The following is a 21,204-nucleotide window of genomic DNA, read 5'->3' as shown; positions in this document are numbered from 1 at the left end:
AGGGGTACCCGCAACCGGCACGGCAATACACTTGTGAGCCGTGGGCATACTCGTCGGCTTCGCGCCGTGGATCGTGTACTGGGTCCTGGTCGGCAATGTTCCCTTCGAGACCGCGGTGCTGGTCGCGCTGGCTACCGCGATTGCCGGCCTGGTGATCGGGCGGGCGAAGAAGGCACCGGGGCTGACCTTCGAAATCGGTGCTGTCGCAACGTTCTCGGTGCTGACGATCCTGACCTTCGCGGTCAGTCAGTCGTTCATGGAGCGCTGGATTCAGCCGTTGAGCAACGTCGGGATCTTCCTGGTGGCGCTCGTCGGCGTCATCATCGGCAAGCCCTTCGTCCGCGAGTTCGCCGCCGCCGGCCGCAGCGACGAGGTGGTCAACAGCGAGTTGTTCGGGCGCATCACCACCAGACTGACCTGGATCTGGGTTGCCGCCTTCGCTGGGATGACGGTGTCGTCCGCCATCCCGCCCGTCGTACAGGGCGACGCGACCATCCTCGACACCAAGACGCCGCTGTCCTTCGTCTGCTACTGGGTCATCCCGTTCGCGCTGCTGGGCCTGGCCGCACTGGCGTCACGCCTGCTTCCCGACAGAATGACCTTGCCGGACAACGCGATTCGCGAGACTTCGTTTGTCGCCTACAGCGAGGCTGCGATCGATGAGTTGTACTACCTCGCGCAGGAACATGCCAATCGCGAGGTCGGTGCGGGCAAAGAGGCCTATGACGTCAAGGTGGGCGGCATGGGGATGGCGCTCACCGGCGACGACACCCGAAAGTCGTGGCCGTCGACCTACCGGGTTCGCGACCGGACCCGCTAGGAGTCCCTCTCCGCCTCCCGTTGGTTGCTGGCCACACGTCCAACCGCCAGCGGGGTCCTCTGCGGGTGGATGGTCCAGACACCGATGGCCTCGTGGCAATTGCCGCCCAGGACGCCGGCAGACCGGAGTTCTCAAACACGCTGAGCGCCAACAGCGCAGTCGGCGCGCCGCCGGAAATCGCAACTGTTTGGGCAACATTGGACGGCGCTCAGGACACCGTTGCGTCACGGTTCGGACAAAACGCCTGCTCAGCGGAAAATTCGGGTAGCAGCCGCCACAATGTTTGCTGTAGAAGTGACAGAAGTGAAGTTTGTGAACACCGACGGAGTTTGCTCCCGAGGCCTTCACGTCACGGAAGTTGGGCCAGCTGTTGCATCAGCCGATCAGCAGCAGGCCCGGAGGAGATGGAGTCAGAAGATGAAGCGCCTATATGCCATTGCGATCAGCCTGGCCGTGTTGCTGGCGATCCCAGGCTTGGTGTCGGCAACGGCCGGCGCCGCGCCGGTGAGCCGCGATCAGTACGTCAAGATCGTCATCGACCGCGGATTGGCCCAGCGCGGGGTTCCGTATTCGTGGGCCGGTGGCGACATCACCGGTCCGACGCTCGGCAAGGGGACGGGCGCGACGACGGTCGGGTTCGATTCCTCGGGTTTGATCCAGTACGTCTACGCCGGTGTCGGGGCGAAGCTGCCGCGTTCTTCGGGTGACATGTACAAGGTGGGTCAGCACGTCACGGCCGACCAGGCGCTTCCGGGTGACCTGATCTTCTACGGACCCGACGGCACCCAGAGCGTGTCGATGTTCCTCGGCAACGGTCAGATGCTGGAAGTCACCGACACCGCGGTGGCGGTGTCACCGGTGCGCACCACGGACATGGCCCCCTACCTGGTCCGCGTCATCGCCTGATCCGGAGCACCAACGAATTACGTTGCACCGCAAAGACATCAACTAACCGCACCCGATCTGCACCGGCTGCTACGCGCAGTCGGTGCAGATCAGTTGCGTAGCGTCGGCCAGCCGGCTGCGGTGGTGCACCAGGAAACAGCTGGTGCAGGTGAACTCGTCGGCCTGCTTCGGGATGACCCGAACTGTCAGCTCCTCGTCGGAGAGATCAGCACCGGGCAACTCGAACGAGTCGACGGCGTCGGCTTCGTCCACGTCGATGACCGCCGTAGCCGCATCGTTGCGCCGACCCGCAAGGTCCTCGAGCGATTCCTCCTCAGGCTCAACCTGCGTGCGGCGGGGGGCGTCGTAGTCAACCGTCATTTCCGTGCCTTCCCGTTACGTTCTCTATCAACCGACGCGACAACGCGGCTGAATCCGGGTTTGTTCCCGGTCTTCGCTCTTGCTAAACACCGGGCCTGCCGCTCAGTACGTCCAGCCCTCTGCGGCCTGGTCATCGAAGGTGCGGTCGATCCGTTCGAACCTGCGCCGGATCGAGCCCCGCGCGTTGGTGTGCGGTAGAACATACAGCCTGTTGGCCGCAACGGCGTCAACAGTGAGGCGGGCCACGTCATCGACGTCCAGGACGACGTCGTCGGTCACGTGCTCGGAGAACGGCGGTTCTTCCTCGCTGCCGGACGGACTTTCGCTGACCGGGTCGGCCAGAACGCCGTCGTGGCTGCGCTGGGAGTTGGTCTCCAGGTTGGTGCCCACCAGCATCGGACACAGCACCGACACCCCGATACCGTCGGTGCGCAGTTCGCGCGAAAGCACCTCGGCCAGCGCGACGACGCCGTACTTGGCGACGCAGTACGGTCCCAGACCGACGTTGGCGACCAGACCCGCAAACGACGCGGTGAACAGAATGTGGCCACCGCCATTGCGCTGCAGGCGGGGGACGAAGACCTCAACACCATGGATCGGGCCCCACAGATCGATGTCGATGAGCCAGCGCCAATCCTGGTGGGACATCTCGGCGACCGGCCCGGCCAGCGCGACGCCGGCATTGTTGAAGACGATGTCCACCGGGCCCAGCAGTCGCTCGGCTTCGTCGGCGAGACGTTCGACATCCTCGAGCCGGGTGACATCACAAATCACTCCGTGCGCGGTGTAGCCGTCTGCTCGCAGCGCCGCCACGGCGTTGTCGAGCGCCGACAGCGCGACGTCACCGAGCACGACCTGCGCGCCGCGTCGGGCGAATTCCCTGGCACTGGCCAGGCCGATACCGCTGGCCCCGCCGGTGATGACCACGCGGCGGCCCTCGAATGTCCCCACGGGGCGCAAACCTAGCGCACCGCTGCGGGCGCCATGCTCAGATGCGCCAGAGTGACTCCTGGACGACGCTGGCGACCAACACGCCATCGTGGCGGTGTATCGAGCCGCGGGCCAGTCCGCGGGCGTCGCTGTGGCTCAGCGGGACTGAATCGTACAGGTGCCACTGGTGCGGATCGGTCGGACGGTGCAGCCACAGCGCGTGGTCCAGGCTCGCCGCGCCGCCGGGCCCCGGAGCCACCTGGCCGGGCGGGCGGGCCGAGGACACCAGGCCCATGTCCGAGATGAACGTCAGCGCGCATGCCCGCAACAGGGGGTCGTCCTCGAGGGGCTCCCGGGTGCGGAACCAGAATGGCTGTTCGGGCCAGTCGAGGGAACTCCCCGGTGCCACCCGGACCTCGAAGTGATCCGCCCATCGCTCGGGAAGCCGGGTCTCCAACGTGGCATCAGCCAACGTCAGCGGCCAGGCGTCGGTGTGCTGCCAGTCGGTGGTGGTCTCCGGCTGGTGAAAGGAGGCGAGCATCTCGAAGATCGGCACGCCGTCCTGGGCTGCGGTGATCCGGCGGGTGTTGAAGGACCGGCCGTCACGCGTGCATTCGACGGTGTACTCGACGTCCACACCGACCTTGCCGCCCCGGATGAAGTAGGCGTGCAGCGACTGCGGCAGCCGGCACGGGTCGACGGTTGCCGCCGCGGCCGCCAGTGACTGTGCCGCGATCAGGCCGCCGTACAGCCTCGGGCCGGCCCCGCCCGCCGGCGAGGTGCGAAAGCTTGTGCCGTTGCCGTCGAGCCGGACCAACTCGGCAATCCAACTCGGCATGGTTCCCCTGTGACAGACGGTGATGAAAATCGCACCAACGATAGCCTGCGACGTTCGCCCGGCATGCCCTGGACCGGAGCCACGGCTGCTTAGACTGCGGTCATGGATCGGCGGCTCGACGTGGTACCGGAGGGCCTGCTGCGCATCGAGGACTGCCTCGACCAACGGGGCGGTGTCGTGCTGCCGGCCGGGGTCACGCTCATCTCGTTGATCGACCGCAACGTCGCCAATATCGGTGACGCCGTTGCCTATCGATACATCGACTACGGTCACGACGCGCACGGACATGTCACCGAACTCACCTGGTCGCAGCTTGGCCGGCGGCTGCGGGCGATCGGTGCCCTCATTCAGCAGACCTCGGACCCCGGTGACAGGGTGGCAGTTCTGGCCCCGCAGGGCCTGGAGTACGTCGCGGGGTTCTTCGCGGCGATCAAAGCGGGCACCATCGCCGTGCCGCTGTTCGCACCCGAACTCCCCGGACATGCCGAGCGATTGCACACCGCCCTCGCCGACGCCCGACCGACCACGGTGCTGACCACATCGGCGGCAAGTGCGGCGGTGGCGGGCTTCCTCGATCAACTGCCACCCGCGCGCCGGCCACGGGTGATTCTCGTCGACACCATTCCCGATTCGGCGGCAGATACGTTTCGCCCCAGAGTGATTGACGTCGATGACATCTCTCATCTGCAGTACACCTCCGGAGCGACTCGCGCCCCGGTCGGCGTCGAGATCACCCACCGCGCGGTCGGCACCAATCTGATCCAGATGATCTTGTCCATCGACCTGCTGGACCGCAACACTCACGGCGTCAGCTGGTTGCCGCTCTACCACGACATGGGACTGTCGATGATCGGCTTCCCGACCGTGTACGGCGGGCATTCCACGCTGTTGTCGCCGACAGCCTTCGTCCGCCGCCCGCTGCGCTGGATCCAGGCGCTGTCCGCCGAATCCCGATCCGGTCATGTGGTCACGGCCGCACCGAATTTCGCCTATGAATGGACCGCCCAACGCGGCCTGCCTGATCCGGGTGCGGACATCGACCTCGACAACGTTGCGATGATCATCGGCTCCGAACCGGTCAGCATCGAGGCCATCAGGACTTTCGATGCGGCGTTCGCCCCGTACGGGTTGGCCCCCACGGCGTTCAAGCCGTCCTACGGTATCGCCGAAGCCACCCTGTTCGTGGCCACTATCGCTCCTACCGCGACACCGACGGTGGTGCATCTGGACGCCGACCAGTTGGCGGCCGGACATGCAGTCCCGACATCTTCGACCAATCCCACTGCTGTGCAGCAGGTTTCGTGCGGTCAGGTCGCACGCAGCCTATGGGCGGTGATCGTGGACCCACAGACGGGTCACGAGCTGCCCGACCAGCAGGTGGGCGAGATCTGGTTGCACGGGCACAACATCGGGCGCGGGTACTGGGGACGTCCCGCCGAGACGGAGTCGACGTTCGGCGCACACCTCGGCACACGACTGGCCGACGGCAGTCACGCCGGCGATGTGCCCGGCGATGCGAGGTGGTTGCGTACCGGGGATCTGGGTTTCTACCTCGACGGCGAGCTCTATGTCACCGGCCGCATCGCGGACCTGGTCATCGTTGGCGGCAGGCGGTTCTATCCGCAGGACATCGAAGCGACGACCGCGGACGCCTCGCCGGTCGTCCGGCGGGGCTATGTCGTCGCATTCGCCCTGTCCGGCAACGATGTTGCCGGACCAGCCGGGGGAGACGGGGCCGGCCAGTTGGTGATCATCGCCGAACGGGCCGCCGGTACCAGCCGGGCTGATCCGCAGGCCGCGATCGCGGCGATTCGGGACGCGATGGCGCAGCGCCACGGCATCGCCGACGCGAGAGTGCAGCTGGCAGCCGCGGGGACGATCCCGCGGACCACCAGTGGCAAGCTGGCTCGCCGGGCGTGCCGCACCGTCTACCTCGAGGGCGTTTTCACACCACGCTGACCGGATCGGCCGTCTACGCCCGGGCGCGAAAGGACAAGCGGCCCAGCCCAGGACAGGCTTGCCTCACGGCGCGCGTCAGCGCCGCTGCGGTGTTAGCGTGTGCCGATGTTGGACGTCGTTGCCACCTCGGCGATCTGGGACTTCCACGTGCAGTGTGACCGGTGCACCACCGCCATCGACGTGTCGGTTCTGGTGTGCATGCCCGCGCCTGCCCTTGCCAAGCACGCTCTCAACGAACTGCTGGTCGACTTCGGTTGGCTGCCGACCGTCGAGGGTGGCTACTGCCGCCGCCACGCGCTGACGGTCCGCGCCCGGTAGCCCTATCCGACAAGCGCTTTCACCACTGCGAACATCGGATCGCCCGGCCCGATGTCCAAGGTGCACTGGTCGGCGCGGGGGTCGGGAACGAACGCCCAGAACAGCACTCCGGCCGAGCCGGCTTCACGCTGGGTCCGCGCTTTGTAGGCCAGATCGTCGGCCCGCGCCGACAGCGGGCGACAGGACCCGGCGGGCTGTCCCATCTCGGCCACCACGAGCGGCTTGCCCACCGATGCGGCCTGCTGAAGGCGGCGTCGCACACCGTCCGCGGCGGAGCCCGGCAGCGCGACACCGGGTGGGCCATAGTCGTGGACGTCGAGCACATCGACACCGGGGGATTGCGCGGCCTTCACATAGTCGTCACCGGCCGACCCGCACTGCCCACCACCGGCCAGGCCCGCCCAGATCGGGGTATCGGGGTCGATGGCCCGCAGCCGGCTGCCCGCGCTGTCGAAGAATCCACGCAGGGCAGCAGCGGCATCGGGTGGGCAGGACCGCTGCTGCCACTGGCACTGCCCGTCACCGCACACGCTGGGTTCGGGTTCACCGACGAGTTCCCAGCCGGCCAGGGCCCTCGAGTGGCCCCAGCGCCGGACAGCGGTGTCGAGCCAGTCGGCGTAGGACGAGGACGCCCAACCGCCGGCGTACCAGTCGTGACCCTTGAAACCGCCGTCGTCGCAAGCACCTTCGCCGGCAGCCAACGTCACGACGAGCAACTGTTCATGTCGTTGCGCTGCGGCGAAGACCGCGTCGAGAGCGGTGAAGTCGGCGGCGCCCGTACGCCGGTCGCGCGCGAGCGGTGCGAACGCGTTGAAACGGGTGAGCGAGTTCGGCGGCAGGGAACCGAAATACCGGTCCAGATCCACCTGAGCACCGCAGCCGGAGTTGACCGCCCAGCTGGTGCCGAGCTGATAGGCGTCGAAACCCACTGGCCACCAGGGGTGCCCGTCGAGGGTGAACCTGCCGTTGACGACGCTGACCCGAGAACCGGACTCGGCGTGGGCCGCCGGTGACGTCACCGCCACGGCGGCAATCACCGCCAGCACGGCTGCCCATCGCGCAACGTTCATCGCTGAGTCACCCTAGGCGTTTGCGAGAGGCTGCTGCGGCGAATGACCGAGCCGTAACGAACCGGCGGGCCGAAGCTATCTACAGACATGAAGCCATCCACCCGGCGACTCCTGGGCAGCACCGCAGCACTGCTGGCCTGGGCTTTTGCCGGTCTGCCGCCGCACGCGACCGCCGACTCCACCCACATGCCCTGCGGGGTGCTCAACCAGCTTCGCGACACGCTGGACGACAGCGTCGCGGCGGGCATCGGCGGCGTTCGGACGGTCATCACCTCGCCGTATCTCACCGGAGGCCCGCAGAAGCGCGACGCCGACGCCAACCTCGCGCTGGTCAGCCATGGCGTACACGCCCTGCAGGACATCAACGGCGCCAGCAACGTGCCAGGGCTGGCGCCCATGCTCGACGCCCTGGGTCGCGCCACCGACGACATGACCGCCGCCGTCGATGCGCTGTTCCAGCCGACGGCGGGCGGCTTCGGTTACGGCTTCGACTACGGCTCGGCACTGTCGGTGGCGTGGCCACAGCCGGCGACCTGGACGGTGATCGACTACGCCGACCAGAAGAAGGACGCCGTCTATGCGCTGGTGAACGGCTTGCAGGCCAGCTGCTCCGGCTAGCTGCGGAACGCTCAGCGGCCCTTCCACTGTGGTGTGCGCTTCTCCTGCCAAGCCTGGATACCTTCACCGACGTCCTCGGTCGCACCGGCGACCTTGCGCATGGCCTCCCCGAAGCGGACCGACTCGATCCAGCCCATGTCCGCGGTTCGCCAGGCAACTTCCTTGGTGGCGCGTTGCGCCAAAGGTGCGGCCTGGGTGAGTACGCTGGCCCACGACCGCGCTTCGGCCAGCAGATCTGCGGGCTCCACCAGCTTCCACACCAGACCCATCTCCTTGGCGCGCGCAGCCCCGATCGCCTTTCCGGTGAGCAGCAATTCCATGGCATTGGCCCAGCCGACCCGGTTCGGCAGCCGGATGGCGCCGACGATGGTGGGCACTCCGAGGCGGACCTCAGGGTAGGAGAACGACGCCTCGGTGGTGGCAATCACGAAGTCGCAGAACAACACTCCGGTCAGTCCGTACCCGACGCAGGGTCCGTGGACGGCGGCGATCGTCGGCTTGAACAGCTCCATCCCGCTCTCGAACGAGTTGATCGTGGGCTTCTCCCAGAACGTGCCGCCGAAGGTTCCGACCGAACCCTCGCTGTCCTTGAGATCGCCACCGGCGCAGAACACATCGCCGTTGGCGGTCAGAATTCCCACCCAGGCATCCTCGTCGTCGCGGAACCGATCCCAGGCTGCGTTGAGGTCCTGTCGCAGTGCACCGTTGATGGCGTTACGCGCCTCGGGGCGATTCAGGGTGATGGTGGCGACGTGATCGTCGAGTTCGTAAGTGACCAGGGACATGGCTGAACTCTAGTGACGAACACTCGGATTCGGCCCTGACCTGTGCGCGCCGGGGGATAATGACGCAAGTCGGTTGAGCAGGGAGGACATCAGCCATGAAGAAGATTCGGGCAGCGCTGTTGGCGGCGGCGATCATAGGAGCGTCACCGTTGGTGGTCACACCGGCAGCACACGCCGACGTGTGCGGGGACGTCGGCGGCAGGCACGTCAGCGTCGGTGGTTGCACCAATGTCGCCGGTGACGTCGCGGCGGGGGCCGTGGTGGCCGGCGCGGCGACCGCCGACGACGCCGCGGCACAGGCAGCGGCCGGGCAGCCGCCGTGCTACACCCCGCAGGGTGTGCCGTACTACACCCCCGGTGACGCGCCCTGCAACTGAGCTCTACTGCTCGCCGAGGCCCATCATCTCGGTGACGTGGTGGTCGCGGCCTGCGGTGTAGCCGCCGTCTACGGCGATGGCCTGACCACTGACGAAGCTGGCATCCGGCGACAACAGGAACGCCGCTACCGCGGCGACTTCGTCGGCGCGGCCGAATCGGCGCAGTTTGTGCTCGTGGCGCAGTCCTTCGCGGGAGTGCTCGAGGCCCGGCAGACCGATCACCGACTCGAGCAGCGGGGTCTCGATGAAGCCCGGGCAGATGGCATTGGCGCGAATGCCGCTGGGGCCGTAGTCGATTGCGATGTTCTTGGTCAGCAGGACCACGCCGCCCTTGGAGGCGTTGTAGGAACTGCCGCCCGCGGTGCCTTCCAGGCCTTCGATGCTGGAAACGTTGACGATCGAGCCGCGCTCATCGTCAGCCCGGTCCTGCTCGGTCATCTGGATCAGTGCCGCCCGATTCACCACGAAGGTGCCTTTGAGGTTGACGCCGAGCACCCGGTCCCATTCCTCGTCGGGGAGCAGGTGCACGGGCCCGCCGCCGGCAATGCCCGCGGAGTTCACCACACCGTCGAGTCGGCCCGCGGCGGCCACGACGTCGGCGACAGCGGCTGCGACCGCGTCGGAGTCGAGGACATCGGCCTGCCGGTAGGCGCTCAGTCCAGCCGGCCCGTCGGCGGCCAGGTCGATACCCACCACGGTGGCACCGGCGGCCAAGAGCCGCTGCACCGTCGCCAGCCCGATACCCGAGGCGGCGCCTGTGACGAGAATTCCCTTGCCCTGGAGACCGTTCGCTGCGCTCAACGCAATTCCTTTCCGCGGGCCGAAGGGTGGGTGGGGCCCGCCGATCAAGATGCCAGAACTGCGCCGTTCAGGTGAAGAACTGTCTCAATTGGCCGGCGATCACCATCGGGCTGCCACCCTGATCCTGGGCGGCGCCGTGGTTGACAGCGGGCAGCTCGACCGATGTGGCATGCGGAAGCACCTGCAGCAGGGCATCACGGGTGCCGGTGAACAGCGGCGGTGCGCCGGCGCCGCACATCAGCAGGCACTGCGCGTCGACGCTGCGGTAGAAGTCGATGGTTCCCTCGGTGGCGGCGACCTCATGCAGCTCCGGGATCAGCGCAGGCACCAGGTCACGCAGTGCGACGGTGTCACCACGCGCTGTGAGCGCGTCCAGCGCCAGCAGGGCCCGGCAGACCACCGGCGTGGTCAGCACCCGCCCGAGTAGCCGTAACGGTGCCGAAACCGACTGTGTCCGAGGGTCATTGCCCGCATCGGCGGCCAGCTGCGCGACCGCCGTGGCGATATCGCCCGTGGCCACCAGGGCATCACCGCGCGCAATGGTCGCCGTGAACTCGTCGAGGCCGGGCTGCCCGACGAACACGACGGGTTCGAACACCGCCACCTTGCGGATCTGCGGGATCGACACCGAGCCGTGCAGGGCGAACAATCCACCGTCGGCGGCCCCGAAGACGCATTCGGCGCCGGTTTCGGAGACCACCGCCGCCAGGTCCTCGTCCTCGCGCTCGATGCTGTAGTCGGGTCCGTAGGGGCCGCTCATGCCGCGGCCGCGGCGGTCGGGGATGCAGACGGTGAATCGGTCGCCGAGGGCGGCACCGAGTTTCATGTAGTGCTGGGAGGCCAGCCCACCGCCGTGCAGGATCACCACCGCAGGCCCGCTGCCCAGCTGGCGGAAGCCGATCGTCGTGCCGTCCGTGGACGTCACCGACTTCGTCGAATACCGGACTTTGCCGCCCACGGCGCTGCCGTTACCCGAGCCGCCCCGCCGCCGATGCCAGCACTGCCTGCGCACCGTCCCACGTGTTGCGGATGATCTCGGCGACCGGTTCGATTCCGGCGATGCGCGAGGACACCTGGCCGGTGTTGGCGACGCTGGCCTCCATGTCACCGCCGAAGTAGAGGTCGGCGATCCCGCCGAGCAGGGGAGTCCCGGTGTGCTCCGCGGCGCGGCGGGCCAGCCCGGTGCGCAGCACCCGCATCGTCGGATTGCCCGGGATGTCCAGCAGCACGGTGCCGGCGTCGTCGGCGGCCAGGATCGCCTCCTTGAAGTTGGCATGCACCGCCGATTCGCGGCTGGCCAGCATCCGGGTGCCCATCTGAACGCCCTCGGCACCGAGCACGACCGCCGCGGCAGCCGACCGGGCATCGCAGATACCGCCCGCCGCGATGATGGGCAGGTCGACATGCTCGGCGACGAGCGGAAGCAGCACCATAGTGGAGGCCGCGAGAGCTGATTTGAAGCCGCCGCCCTCGACGCCCTCGACCACCAGGGCGTCCACGCCGGCGTCGACGGCCTTGCGGGCGCCGGCCAGCGACCCGACCACATGGACCACGGTCATGCCGGCGTCGTGCAGACGGTCGGTGAACAACCCGGGGTCACCCGCCGAGGTGAAGACGTGCCGGACGCCCGCGCGTGCCAGCACGTCGACGATGGAGGGGTCCCGTTTCCAGCCCTGGATCATCAGGTTGGCGGCCACCGGGCGGTCGGTCAGGGTGCGGACCTTCAGCAGGTCAGCGCGGCCGTCCTCGGTGAGTGTCTCGATCATCCCGAGGCCGCCGGCCTGCGACACCGCAGCCGCAAGCTCGGCCCGGGCGATATAGGTCATCGGCGCCTGGACGACGGGGTATGTGACACCCAGCAGGCTTTGGATCCGGTTGGCCACGCATCATCTCAGCACAGGGTCACAACCTGCAGGGCGTAACAGCCCTGCCGATATATGCGACGATGCCGTTAAGAGTTCGCTGATTTCGTGCCCGACAAGCAGTGCCGGCGAGCGCAACAGAAGGGACCGCCGGATACATGACCGATCGGCAGCGAACCGTCACCATCGCCCTGGCAGGCGCAGTCGTCGCGGCCGCGGCACTAGCGGCGTCCGTGCCGGCCGTCGCCGAACCCGCCGACCCGGCTCCCGCACCGGTGACCACTATCGCGGAGGCTCCGCCGCCGGCTCCCGTGCCCGGTGGGTCGTCGATGACGCCGAACCAGCCCGCGGTCGCCCCGGCCGATCCGGCGGCCCCGCCGCCGCCCGTCTTCCATCAGGATGTTCCCGAGATCGCGAACCCGACCTATGGCTCGGGCGGGGGAGTCCTCGGCAGTCTCAGGGACCTGTGGCACCAGGCTCAGAACCCCTACTACGCGCCCAACGAGGTGGCGGGTGGGGGCGGTTCGGTGGCCCCACCGCCAGGAGCCGGGCCGGCGCCGGCGCTGCCGCCCGGTTACACGTCGATCAATGCGCCGGGCTCTGAGACGCCCGCGAGCGCCAACCAGGGCGGCGGATCCGCGGCAGGGCGTCCGGCACTTCCGCCCGGCTATTACTCGACGAGCGGACCGCCGCCGCCCGGTTACGAGTTCGCGCCCGGACCCGGGGGCGCCGCCGCCCCGACGACGACCGCGGTACCTACACCTGGCCAGTAGGCATCGAGGACGCCGCCGGGCGGTGAAACACCGAAAGGCGCTGCACTACAACGCATTTCACGAGCCGCCAACGGCCAGGGCTAGGACGCGCTGAGTATCTTGATCGCGAAGATCAGGGTGTCGCCCGGCGCGATGCCGGCCCGCGGCTCACCGTCGGGATAGCCGTCTGCCGACGTCATCGCCACCGCAACCGTGGAACCCACTTTCTGGCCGGCGATTGCTTTCTGGAATCCCTTGACCACACCGTCGAGTGGGAAGTCGGCCGGCTCGCCGCGCTCGTACGCACTGTCGAACACCGAACCGTCACGGCCATTGACACCCATGTAGCAGACCGACACGGTCGCGGTCGGTGCGACGACTGGCCCGTCGCCCGCCTTGAGCGTGTGCACCTGGGTTTCGGTCACGCTGAACGGCGCGTTCACCTTGATATAGGGGGCCGTCGTATCGGTGGACCCGCTCACCGCGACGCTTCCCGTGGCGCCCGAAAGCGTCCACTCCGGGGTCGCGACACTGCCCGGTGCCACCGACGGGCACCCGCCGGCCGCGGCCGGCGGCGCTTGAGGAACCACGGACGAGAGCGCATCAGCGGCCGACGAGGTGGTCGACGCGGTCGAGGACGTCGACGATGCCTTGGTGTCCGACCCGCACGCGGTCAGCGTCGTGGCGACTGCGGCCGCGCACATGACGAGCACTGCGGAAGAGGACAAGCGAGAAATGTTCACGGCCGCCACGGTACAGCCACCCGGGGCCTGCGCGACCGGCCGGGCAGCGCGCACCTAGGGACTTACGTGGCCGGTCCCGGCCGGTTATTCCGAATCGGCTTATACACAAGGACGCAACTACAGCGAATGACACAGCGGTGGACTATTCGGATCGTGTACTGCGCATTTGACGTCAATTTGCGGATCAAGCAAATAATCCGTCTGACGCCAACGACAATATCGTGAATGCGCTCAGCGATCGCCGCGTGGGTCTGGGCGCCGAAATCAGTTGATGAGTAAGGCCTTCCGGCGCGCAGCACGCCGCAGGACTGACGTCTGCCGTTCGGAAAAATTTTCACCAATTCGTGCTGCAGCCAACACATCACTGAGTTAAGTTTCGCCCGTTAGCGTTTGCCGGCAGAAATAACCGCAGGGTAGGGGACGCAAATGGGGAACTCAGGCTTGGTCGGCGCTGTCGGCACGAAAGTACGTACACCCCTTAAGAAACAGGGACTCCCTCGCCCTGCGGAGGTTTATGCCGCATTGGCGGCAGGCGTCCTCGCATTGGGCGCCAGCGCGCTGTTGGCAACCGCATGCGGGGTGGCTCACGCGGACAGCGGCCGATCCGCAGACCATTCCGCCTCCTCCGGAGGTAGCGGAGGGTCGGCTTCCAGTGCGTCGGCGGCATCGGCTCGCACGGCGAGCGGAACGAGCGTGCAATCGGCCGCGAGCGTGCCGAAGGCGACTAGTCGCTCGCTGGTACAAGCCCTTCCCGCCTCGGTCCGCACAACCAGCATCGTGACTGTGCCTTCGGCGGTTTCGTCGCCGCCGGTGCCTCAGGAGGCATCGGCGGCTGCGGCTACCGGAACGTCACCCGCGGTCCTGGCCATCGGCCTCGTCGCCGCCGTGGGTGCGGCTGCTCCGGCTGCCGCCGCATCGCCGGCAGCCGCGACGTCCACGAAAACCACTGCCGCAGCGTCGACGTCGGCGAGGCGCAGCACCGGAGGATCAGGCAAGCCTGTCGTACCGAGCGCCTCGTCGACGGACAGCACAGCATCGCTGCAGGCACTCTTCGACAACCTGAAGTCCGGTCAGACTCTTACCTTGAACGCGGGAACCACCTACAAGCACAGCGGTGTCCTGACGATCAACGCCTCCAACGTGACCATCAACGGCAACGGTGCGACGCTGCAGGCGACCAACGACGCCACGTCGTCGCTGTCGATCGTCGGTAACGGAGTGACGCTCACCAACCTGAATCTGAGCGCCCCGCTGACCGGCACCCGCTACGACTCACTCAATCAGAACAGCCTCAACATCCTGGGCAACAACGCGACCGTCAGCAATGTCACCATCACCGGCTCGGCGGCCGCAGGCGTGTTCGTCTTCGGGGCAAGCGGTTTCACGCTGTCCAACGTCACCGTCCAGAACACCCGCGCTGACGGCGTCCACATCACCAATGGCTCGTCATTCGGCAAGCTCACCAACGTCACCACCAAGCTGACCGGTGACGACGGCATCGCGGTGGTCTCCTATGGGGCCGATCCGGCGCCGTCCCACGACATCGTGATCAACTCGTCGACGGTGGCGGGGACCACCTGGGGTCGGGGGCTGTCGGTGGTCGGGGGCTACAACATCACCGTCAACAACATCGCCGTGTCGGCCACCTCGGCTGCCGGCATCTACATCGCCTCCGAAGGGGCGCCCTGGTACACCAGTTCGGTCAGCAATGTCACCATCACCGGTGGCACGGTCACCGGCGCCAACACCAGCACCAGCGTGATCCAGGGCGCGGTTCTGATTTACGCGGGCAACAACGGAACGAGTGTCAGCAATGTCACCATCTCCGGACTGACGATCGCCAGCACCCCGACAACCGCCGGTCGAAATGCCGGGATCATCGTCGATGCGGGCAGCGTCAGCGGCATCCGATTCACCAACATCGCGCTGAAGAACACCAGCCTCTGGCCGCTCGGACTGGCGAACGTCCCGGCCGGCAGCTACACGGCGTCCGGGTGGACATTGAACGGAGCGGCCCTCACCGTCGCGTAGACCTCTGAGATCTTCACACCGATGTCGTGGCGTTTGGTGTGTGGATCGGTCGTTTGACCACCTATCTTCATGGGTGGGACAACCGGCAGCGCAACAGAGGGCAGGAAAACCAGGTGGCCGCGGAAGAAAGCTTCGCAACGTCGAAGCAGGACCGAATCGTCGAGGCAGCCCTCGACGTGTTCGCCCAGTACGGCGCCGCGGGCTCGACCTTGCAGATGGTCGCGAACGCGGCGGGCGTGTCGGTTGGATTGGTTCAGCATCACTTCGGTTCCAAGGACAAGCTGATCGAGGCGGTGGACCAGCAGGCCTTGTCGATGATCGGGGCCGCCATGGCGCAACCGCTGCCCTCTGATCCGACCGAAGCGGTGCTCGAACTCGGCAGACGAGTGATCTTCCTGCTCTCTGAGCATCTGACCGCGGTCGACTACCTGGCGCGGCTGCTCGTCGAAGGCGCTCCCGCAGGGGCGGCGTTCTTCGATGCCACAGCGGCGATCGTGATGGGGCACTGGCGTCAGCTCGACGACATCGGTGCCACCGCAGAAAACCTCGATCTGGTCTGGGCCGCGCTCAATCCGATCATCCTGACGATGGGTGCGGTCATCATGCGTCGACACATCGACCGCCACCTGCCGGAACCGCTCACCACCCCGGCCCAGCTGCAGCGTTGGGAGGATTCGGTCAACGCTCTGCTCGAACGCGGCCAGATCAGGCGACCCCCGGAGTAGGACAGACCAGGTTCAGCAAACCTCCAATATTTCGATATTGTAGGATCAGCAAATTATGGTCAGTGTGCCTCCTTCAGACGGTCCTATCAGTGCCGAGCATCTCGCACGCGCCCTCGCCACCTTGGGGGAGCCGGCACGAGCGGCTGTCCGAACAGCACACGACGAGGCGTACTCGTATGCCAGCAACTTCGTGGGGTCGGCACATCTACTCCTGGGCCTCATCGCCGACGCCTCGCACCGGATCACCGTTGGGCTCAAACAACGAGGGGTGAGCCCTGCGGTGATCCGGGAGCGCATCGAGCAGGTCTCCGGGGTTCGGCAACGGGCGTCACCGCGGTTCGTGCACCTGCCCTTCAGCCCGCACGCCCGATCGCTGATCGTCACCGCATCCCGGCAGGCACAACAGGCCGGGGCGGCAGCCACCGAACCCGACCACCTCTGGTTGGCCCTGGCCCACAGCCACGGACTCCTGGCCCGCCAGGTGCTGTCGGATCTGGACCAACTCGAGTTCGTCGAGGGACTGGCGCTCGATTCCGCCGCACGCCACGAGAGCCCGCCAGAGCTGTCCTGAGTTTCCGCCGCGGCGCAATCAGTGGCGCAGCGGATTTGCCCCAGTGGGGTAGATCACGTCCCGTTCCTGGAATCTCGACCTGTCTTGCCCACTTGTAGCAAGCAGTTGCCACCTGCGAAACCAGTCGCGATGACACCAGAACAGAACGGGGAACCCCCTCATGAGCGCATCGCTTCGGGCTCGCAGTGCCGTGTTTGCCGCCATCGCCGTCGCCGCCGCGATCGCCGGCCCGGTCGCAACGGCGCAGGCCGCCGAAGACTCCTGTCCCGCCGTCGAGGTGGTCTTCGCGCGCGGAACCTTCGAGTCGCCCGGAGTGGGGGACACCGGCCAGGCATTCGTCGATGCGCTGAGCGCACGCTTGCCCGGCAAGTCGGTGCCGGCCTACGGCGTGAACTACCCGGCTTCACTGAACTTCGGACAGGCCGTCGACGGCGTCGCCGATGCCGCAGGCAAGGTTCAAGCGATCAGCGCGCAGTGCCCGTCGACCAAGATCGTGCTCGGCGGCTACTCGCAAGGTGCCGCGGTAGCCGGTTACACCACCGCGAGTGCGGTCCCGGCCGGCTACCCGCTGCCGGCCAGCATCTCGGGTCCCATGCCGGCGTCCGTCGCGTCCCACGTGGCCGCCGTTGCACTCTTCGGCACTCCGGACAGCTGGTTCCTCGGCCTGGCCGACCACAGTGCGCCGCCGATCACGATCGGCGACCTGTACTCGAGCAAGACGATCCAGTTGTGCGCAGCAGGCGACCCGGTGTGCGAACCGGGCGGGATGGACCGCTCAGCCCACAGCTCGTACAAGGTGAACGGTATGGCAGACCAGGCGGCCGACTTTGTGGTGGGCAAGCTGGGCGGGCCTGCCGCAGCGGCAACGCTGGTGCAGACGGCCGCCCAAGTCGAACCCGGCAACTAAGGCGACTCGGCCGGATCAGGCCGTCGCCAACCGCCGATACCGAACCGTGACCACCGCATTCCAGGCCTCTAACGGAGTCACCGGACACTCTCAAGGTGGCAAAAGCTCCTGAATCACGCAGCCGGACAGCGGATTTCATACTCGGGCGGATCATGTTAGGTGCGAGCGGGTGCATTATCGGGCCGAAAAAGTCTTCGACGGAACCGAACTCACTCTCAGCAAAGACTCAGTCGCTCCCGGCATTCTGAACACGAGCGTCACTGTGGCGCATGTACGTCCGTGTCTCGAGGGAGAAGAACACACGCAATGAGCGACCGCTACACATATCAGCCGCAGGGCAACGATCAATTCGCGCAGCCCAAAGAATATGCCCAGCAATTTAACTCGGCGCCGTGGTACACCAACGGTTATCCAAACCACGGATCTACCCAATCAGGGCCGGCATACCACCAGCCCTACGGACCAGGCCGAGAAGCACGTGATCCGTCCCGCGCACAGCTCAACCGTGCTGCGGCTGGGCAAAGAAGGGGAGTGGGCGCGGCCGTCTTGGTCGCCGGCACGGCCGTCGTCGCCATGGCCGTCGGGGCCGCCGCAACAGCGGCCGTCGTCAGCAATTCCAGCCACTCGGTATCCAACTCTTCGGCAGGTGCCCCGCTTGCCGTGACACATCCCGCGCCTACGGCACCGACCCAGGGCCAGCCGGCCGCGGTGAGCGCACCCGGTTCGGTCGAAGAGGTCTCGGCCAAGGTGCTGCCCAGTGTGGTGAAGATCCAGATCGACAGCGGTCAGGCCCGCGAAGAAGGTTCGGGGATCATCCTGAGCTCCGATGGGCTGATCCTGACCAACAACCATGTGGTTGCCGCGGCGGCGGGCGATACGGACAGCCCTCGCGGACCGGGGGCAATGGGCGGCGGCCTGAAGGCGACCGTGTCGCTGTCGGACGGCCGCACCGCGCCCTTTGCCGTCGTGGGCACCGACCCGGCCGATGACGTCGCGGTGATCCGCGTCCAGGGCTTGGACAACCTCACCCCGATCAGCATCGGCTCGTCGAAGGACCTCAAGGTCGGCCAGAACGTCGTCGCGATCGGCTCACCCCTCGGCTTGCAGGGCACGGTGACGACCGGCATCATCAGCGCGCTGAACCGGCCGGTGGCCACCGGCGATGAACAGACCGGCCAGCATTCGGTGATGAGCGCGATTCAGACCGACGCGGCGATCAATCCGGGTAACTCCGGCGGTGCACTGGTCGACATGAGCGGCAACCTGATCGGAGTGAACTCCGCGATCGCCTCCATGGGCGGCGGCCAGGATTCGCCTGGCGCACAGGCGGGTTCGATCGGTTTGGGCTTCGCGATCCCGGTGGATCAGGCTAAGCGGATCGCCGATGAGCTGGTCTCGACCGGGACCGTGCAGCGCGCCTCGCTGGGCGTAAAGCTCAGCGCCGACGACAGCGGTCACGGTGCGGCCATCGCCGGCGTGGTGCAGGGCAGCGCGGCGGCATCCGCCGGCCTCGAGAAGGGCTCGGTGGTCACCAAGGTCGACGATCAGGTGATCGACGGCCCGGAGGCGCTCGTCGCGGCGATCAGTTCCAAGGCACCGGGCGACACCGTCGCACTGACCTACAACGACCCGGCGGGCTCGTCGCACACCGCGCAGGTGACGTTGGGCCAGCAGCAGCAGTCATAGCGTCTACTCCTGACACGCGACCGGGCAGGCCGCGTGTCAGGAGTAGAAGCCGGGTTCAGGATTCACACCGTTGAGTGCATAGTCGCCGATCTGCACCAGCTTGTTGCGCAGCGGATCGTGCAAACTGAGCGTTCTGGCGTCACGCCAGAACCGATCCAGCCCGCTCGCAAGGGAACTCGACCGCGCACCGGCGATCTCGAATACCTCGCTGGAGACCTTGAGCGCGACGTTACTGGCATGGACCCGTGCGGTGTTGGCAAGGGTGACTGCCGTACCCCGTTCTTCCCACGTGAGCTCAGCCCCTGTGCGCCGCGCCTCGTCAACCGCCGATACTGCATGTGCAGTCAGTGTCACCGCTGACTGCACGTCGACCCACAATCGGCCGTACCGCTCGAGGATGAGCGGATCAGCTTCTGGGCGAAGGTCTTCTGATTCGACCCAGGGGCGTGACGTGGTGCGGATGTACTCACCGGCCTCGCTGAGAGCGCCAACGGCGATACCGGTCAGTATCGCGGCGAATCCTGAGTACATGTACAACACGTCGAGTTGGTCGGGTCGGGCGGAGTCGGCAATGCCGTAGCTGATTACGTCCGCGGTACGCACCGCGACTTCGGTGAAGGTGGTACGCCCACTTGCCGTGCGCCGCTGACCCAGGTTGTCCCAGTCGTCACCGAATGTCAGGCCGTCCGCGCCGCCTTCGACGGCAACCGTCCCGATCTGACCGGAGACATCCTGTCCACGAAGCGTGGTTCCGGAGTCGAAGACCACCCACGCCAACAGCACATCGCCCAGGGCCGCGCCGGTCGTAAAGGGTTTACTCCCGTTGAGCCGGAATCCATCTGGGGTTTGGGTCGCCACGATCAGGGGCGGATACGCAGCCTGGGCGACGGTGCCGTGAAGCAGCTGCTCCTCGGCGATACGCCGTGCGCGGTCCGAACCGACGAATCCGTTCTCACCCCGGATCCCCGCCAGACCGCCGAAGTAGTGGTAGAGCAGCACATGGGCCAACGATGCGTCGGCTTGCGCAACAAGCCCCACTACGGCGGCGATCTGCTCCCAGGATGCACCGCCGCCGCCGTACTGCCGCGGAATGAAAATCCCCAGTAGCTCAGCGTCTTTCAGCCAGCCGATCTCCTCCCGCGGTGGGCGTCCGGCACGATCGCGCACGGCAGCGGTGGCGGCCAGCTTGTCCTTGATCGCCTCGGCTCGCTCCCGCCATCGGAGGCCTTGGTCAGCCACTCCCGGTCCTGCACCCGACCCGGGAACAGCCGCGACGTCCACCACACTCACAACGTTCCGCCTTTTCTCGGCCGGTGACCGGGAAGTACCGATGAGCCGAGGACTAACGCTGCAAGAAAGGGCCGCGGTTATCGAGCTATCGAATCGATACGATTCTTTCCGGGAGCCCACGGCCGGCGGCGATCACAGGATCGGCACGGTTTGATCGGCACCGATCCGCTTCATCACCAGTGTCGACGTGAGGCGCTGGACGCCCGGCAGCGCCCCGAGCTCATTGTCGTAGATGTCCTGGTAGGCGACGAGGTCGCGGGCGAGCACACGCAAGGTGAAGTCTGGTTCGCCGAAGAGACGTTCGGCGGTGACGATGTGCGGGTTGGCCGCGACGTCTCGCTCGAACGCGGCGATGGTCTCTTGGTCGGTGCGCACCATCGTGACGAACACCAGTGCTTCGAAGTTGAGTCCGAGCGCCTTCGGTGAGATGACCGCACGGTATCTCTCTATGGCGCCGGACTGCTCCAGATCCTTCACACGGCGATGGCACGACGACAGACTCAGTCCCACCTCTGCAGCCAGATCGGTGACGCTGATCCGGCCATCCTCTTGTAGCTGTGACAAAATATTCCGGTCAATGCGGTCCATAGGAATAATTCTCCCATCAATCGGGCAACATTGACGAATCTTACGAAGCATATTTCATACTTTGGCGGATAGGATTACCGGGAGATCTTTTGCCGACGGAAGCATCCGGGTGGCTCACGAGATCGAACACCAACCAGGACCAAGCAGAGGAAGATCGACATGACGTCGGCCCAGAATGAATCCCAGGCGCTTGGTGCGCTTGCCGCGCGGCAACTTGCGAATGCCACCAAGACGGTCCCGCAGTTGGAGACCATCACTCCGCGGTTT

Annotated in this window: 23 protein-coding genes and 1 pseudogene; 12 read left to right on the top strand and 12 right to left on the bottom strand. The window is 66.6% G+C overall.

Annotated elements, in window-relative coordinates:
• Positions 1-40 precede the first annotated feature (40 nt).
• On the top strand, positions 41-820 hold the full coding sequence (locus HBE64_RS09645; protein WP_167100882.1) for a hypothetical protein: 780 nt from the start codon (positions 41-43) through the stop codon (positions 818-820).
• 417 nt (positions 821-1,237) lie between these two features.
• Positions 1,238-1,720, top strand: a pseudogene (locus HBE64_RS09640) (NlpC/P60 family protein); the annotation flags it as partial.
• Positions 1,721-1,795: 75 nt separating this feature from the next.
• Here HBE64_RS09640 and HBE64_RS09635 read toward each other — a convergent pair.
• From HBE64_RS09635 to HBE64_RS09625, 3 genes are all read right to left on the bottom strand, one after another.
• Entirely contained in the window at positions 1,796-2,086 is a 291-nt protein-coding gene (locus HBE64_RS09635) for a DUF4193 domain-containing protein (protein ID WP_167100876.1), read from the bottom strand.
• 102 nt (positions 2,087-2,188) lie between these two features.
• The gene (locus HBE64_RS09630; protein WP_167100873.1) at positions 2,189-3,037 is read right to left on the bottom strand and encodes an SDR family NAD(P)-dependent oxidoreductase; all 849 of its coding nucleotides are present in this window, start codon (positions 3,035-3,037) and stop codon (positions 2,189-2,191) included.
• Positions 3,038-3,074: 37 nt separating this feature from the next.
• On the bottom strand, positions 3,075-3,854 hold the full coding sequence (locus HBE64_RS09625) for an acyl-CoA thioesterase II (RefSeq protein WP_167100871.1): 780 nt from the start codon (positions 3,852-3,854) through the stop codon (positions 3,075-3,077).
• Between the two features lie 102 nt (positions 3,855-3,956).
• Between HBE64_RS09625 and HBE64_RS09620 the strand changes: the two genes are divergently transcribed.
• Together HBE64_RS09620 and HBE64_RS09615 are read left to right on the top strand one after the other, a co-directional pair.
• Positions 3,957-5,813, top strand: coding sequence for a fatty acyl-AMP ligase (locus tag HBE64_RS09620; RefSeq protein WP_167100868.1), 1,857 nt, complete (start codon positions 3,957-3,959; stop codon positions 5,811-5,813).
• A 105-nt stretch (positions 5,814-5,918) separates the two neighbouring features.
• Positions 5,919-6,131, top strand: a complete 213-nt coding sequence (locus tag HBE64_RS09615) for a hypothetical protein (protein ID WP_167100866.1) — start codon at positions 5,919-5,921, stop codon at positions 6,129-6,131.
• Positions 6,132-6,133: 2 nt separating this feature from the next.
• Here the strand turns inward: HBE64_RS09615 and HBE64_RS09610 are convergent, their stop codons facing one another.
• Positions 6,134-7,201, bottom strand: coding sequence for a beta-mannosidase (locus HBE64_RS09610; RefSeq protein ID WP_167100863.1), 1,068 nt, complete (start codon positions 7,199-7,201; stop codon positions 6,134-6,136).
• 87 nt (positions 7,202-7,288) lie between these two features.
• On the opposite strand from HBE64_RS09610, the gene HBE64_RS09605 reads away from it, so the two are divergent.
• Positions 7,289-7,819: a hypothetical protein gene (locus HBE64_RS09605; protein ID WP_167100859.1), complete on the top strand. Its 531-nt coding sequence runs from the start codon at positions 7,289-7,291 to the stop codon at positions 7,817-7,819.
• Between the two features lie 11 nt (positions 7,820-7,830).
• On the opposite strand, the gene HBE64_RS09600 is transcribed toward HBE64_RS09605, so the two are convergent.
• Positions 7,831-8,604, bottom strand: a complete 774-nt coding sequence (locus tag HBE64_RS09600) for an enoyl-CoA hydratase/isomerase family protein (protein ID WP_167100857.1) — start codon at positions 8,602-8,604, stop codon at positions 7,831-7,833.
• 95 nt (positions 8,605-8,699) lie between these two features.
• On the opposite strand from HBE64_RS09600, the gene HBE64_RS09595 reads away from it, so the two are divergent.
• A complete protein-coding gene (locus HBE64_RS09595; protein ID WP_167100854.1) occupies positions 8,700-8,981 on the top strand; it encodes a hypothetical protein in 282 nt (93 codons plus the stop codon).
• 3 nt (positions 8,982-8,984) lie between these two features.
• Here the strand turns inward: HBE64_RS09595 and HBE64_RS09590 are convergent, their stop codons facing one another.
• The 3 genes from HBE64_RS09590 to HBE64_RS09580 all read right to left on the bottom strand — a co-directional run bounded on the left by HBE64_RS09590 (position 8,985) and on the right by HBE64_RS09580 (position 11,665).
• Positions 8,985-9,782: an SDR family NAD(P)-dependent oxidoreductase gene (locus HBE64_RS09590; RefSeq protein ID WP_167100852.1), complete on the bottom strand. Its 798-nt coding sequence runs from the start codon at positions 9,780-9,782 to the stop codon at positions 8,985-8,987.
• A 67-nt stretch (positions 9,783-9,849) separates the two neighbouring features.
• A complete protein-coding gene (locus HBE64_RS09585) occupies positions 9,850-10,707 on the bottom strand; it encodes an alpha/beta fold hydrolase (RefSeq protein WP_243841558.1) in 858 nt (285 codons plus the stop codon).
• Positions 10,708-10,750: 43 nt separating this feature from the next.
• Complete coding sequence (locus tag HBE64_RS09580) at positions 10,751-11,665, bottom strand: nitronate monooxygenase family protein (RefSeq protein WP_167100846.1); 915 nt, start codon at positions 11,663-11,665, stop codon at positions 10,751-10,753.
• Positions 11,666-11,802: 137 nt separating this feature from the next.
• Between HBE64_RS09580 and HBE64_RS09575 the strand changes: the two genes are divergently transcribed.
• Complete coding sequence (locus HBE64_RS09575) at positions 11,803-12,417, top strand: hypothetical protein (RefSeq protein ID WP_167100842.1); 615 nt, start codon at positions 11,803-11,805, stop codon at positions 12,415-12,417.
• Between the two features lie 80 nt (positions 12,418-12,497).
• On the opposite strand, the gene HBE64_RS09570 is transcribed toward HBE64_RS09575, so the two are convergent.
• Positions 12,498-13,139, bottom strand: a complete 642-nt coding sequence (locus HBE64_RS09570; protein WP_208300605.1) for an FKBP-type peptidyl-prolyl cis-trans isomerase — start codon at positions 13,137-13,139, stop codon at positions 12,498-12,500.
• A gap of 815 nt (positions 13,140-13,954) precedes the next feature.
• Positions 13,955-14,170, bottom strand: coding sequence for a hypothetical protein (locus tag HBE64_RS09565; RefSeq protein ID WP_167100839.1), 216 nt, complete (start codon positions 14,168-14,170; stop codon positions 13,955-13,957).
• A gap of 52 nt (positions 14,171-14,222) precedes the next feature.
• Between HBE64_RS09565 and HBE64_RS09560 the strand changes: the two genes are divergently transcribed.
• The 5 genes from HBE64_RS09560 to HBE64_RS09540 all read left to right on the top strand — a co-directional run bounded on the left by HBE64_RS09560 (position 14,223) and on the right by HBE64_RS09540 (position 19,059).
• Complete coding sequence (locus HBE64_RS09560; protein WP_167100837.1) at positions 14,223-15,170, top strand: right-handed parallel beta-helix repeat-containing protein; 948 nt, start codon at positions 14,223-14,225, stop codon at positions 15,168-15,170.
• Positions 15,171-15,283: 113 nt separating this feature from the next.
• Positions 15,284-15,895 (top strand): TetR/AcrR family transcriptional regulator, encoded by a 612-nt coding sequence (locus tag HBE64_RS09555; RefSeq protein ID WP_167100834.1) that lies wholly within the window; start codon positions 15,284-15,286, stop codon positions 15,893-15,895.
• A gap of 190 nt (positions 15,896-16,085) precedes the next feature.
• Positions 16,086-16,466: a Clp protease N-terminal domain-containing protein gene (locus HBE64_RS09550; protein ID WP_208300604.1), complete on the top strand. Its 381-nt coding sequence runs from the start codon at positions 16,086-16,088 to the stop codon at positions 16,464-16,466.
• A gap of 160 nt (positions 16,467-16,626) precedes the next feature.
• The gene (locus HBE64_RS09545; protein WP_167100829.1) at positions 16,627-17,373 is read left to right on the top strand and encodes a cutinase family protein; all 747 of its coding nucleotides are present in this window, start codon (positions 16,627-16,629) and stop codon (positions 17,371-17,373) included.
• A gap of 546 nt (positions 17,374-17,919) precedes the next feature.
• Positions 17,920-19,059, top strand: a complete 1,140-nt coding sequence (locus HBE64_RS09540) for a S1C family serine protease (protein ID WP_371744180.1) — start codon at positions 17,920-17,922, stop codon at positions 19,057-19,059.
• Between the two features lie 36 nt (positions 19,060-19,095).
• Here the strand turns inward: HBE64_RS09540 and HBE64_RS09535 are convergent, their stop codons facing one another.
• Positions 19,096-20,298: an acyl-CoA dehydrogenase family protein gene (locus HBE64_RS09535; protein WP_167100825.1), complete on the bottom strand. Its 1,203-nt coding sequence runs from the start codon at positions 20,296-20,298 to the stop codon at positions 19,096-19,098.
• 183 nt (positions 20,299-20,481) lie between these two features.
• Positions 20,482-20,937 carry an Lrp/AsnC family transcriptional regulator gene (locus tag HBE64_RS09530; protein WP_167100822.1) on the bottom strand — a complete coding sequence of 152 codons (456 nt, stop codon included), beginning with the start codon at positions 20,935-20,937 and terminating at the stop codon, positions 20,482-20,484.
• Positions 20,938-21,204 lie beyond the last annotated feature (267 nt).

This window comes from Mycobacterium sp. DL592 (genome assembly GCF_011694515.1).
GTDB lineage: Bacteria > Actinomycetota > Actinomycetes > Mycobacteriales > Mycobacteriaceae > Mycobacterium.
The sequence above is the reverse complement of the archived record's forward strand: the minus strand, read 5'-3'. Positions and strand labels throughout refer to the sequence as shown.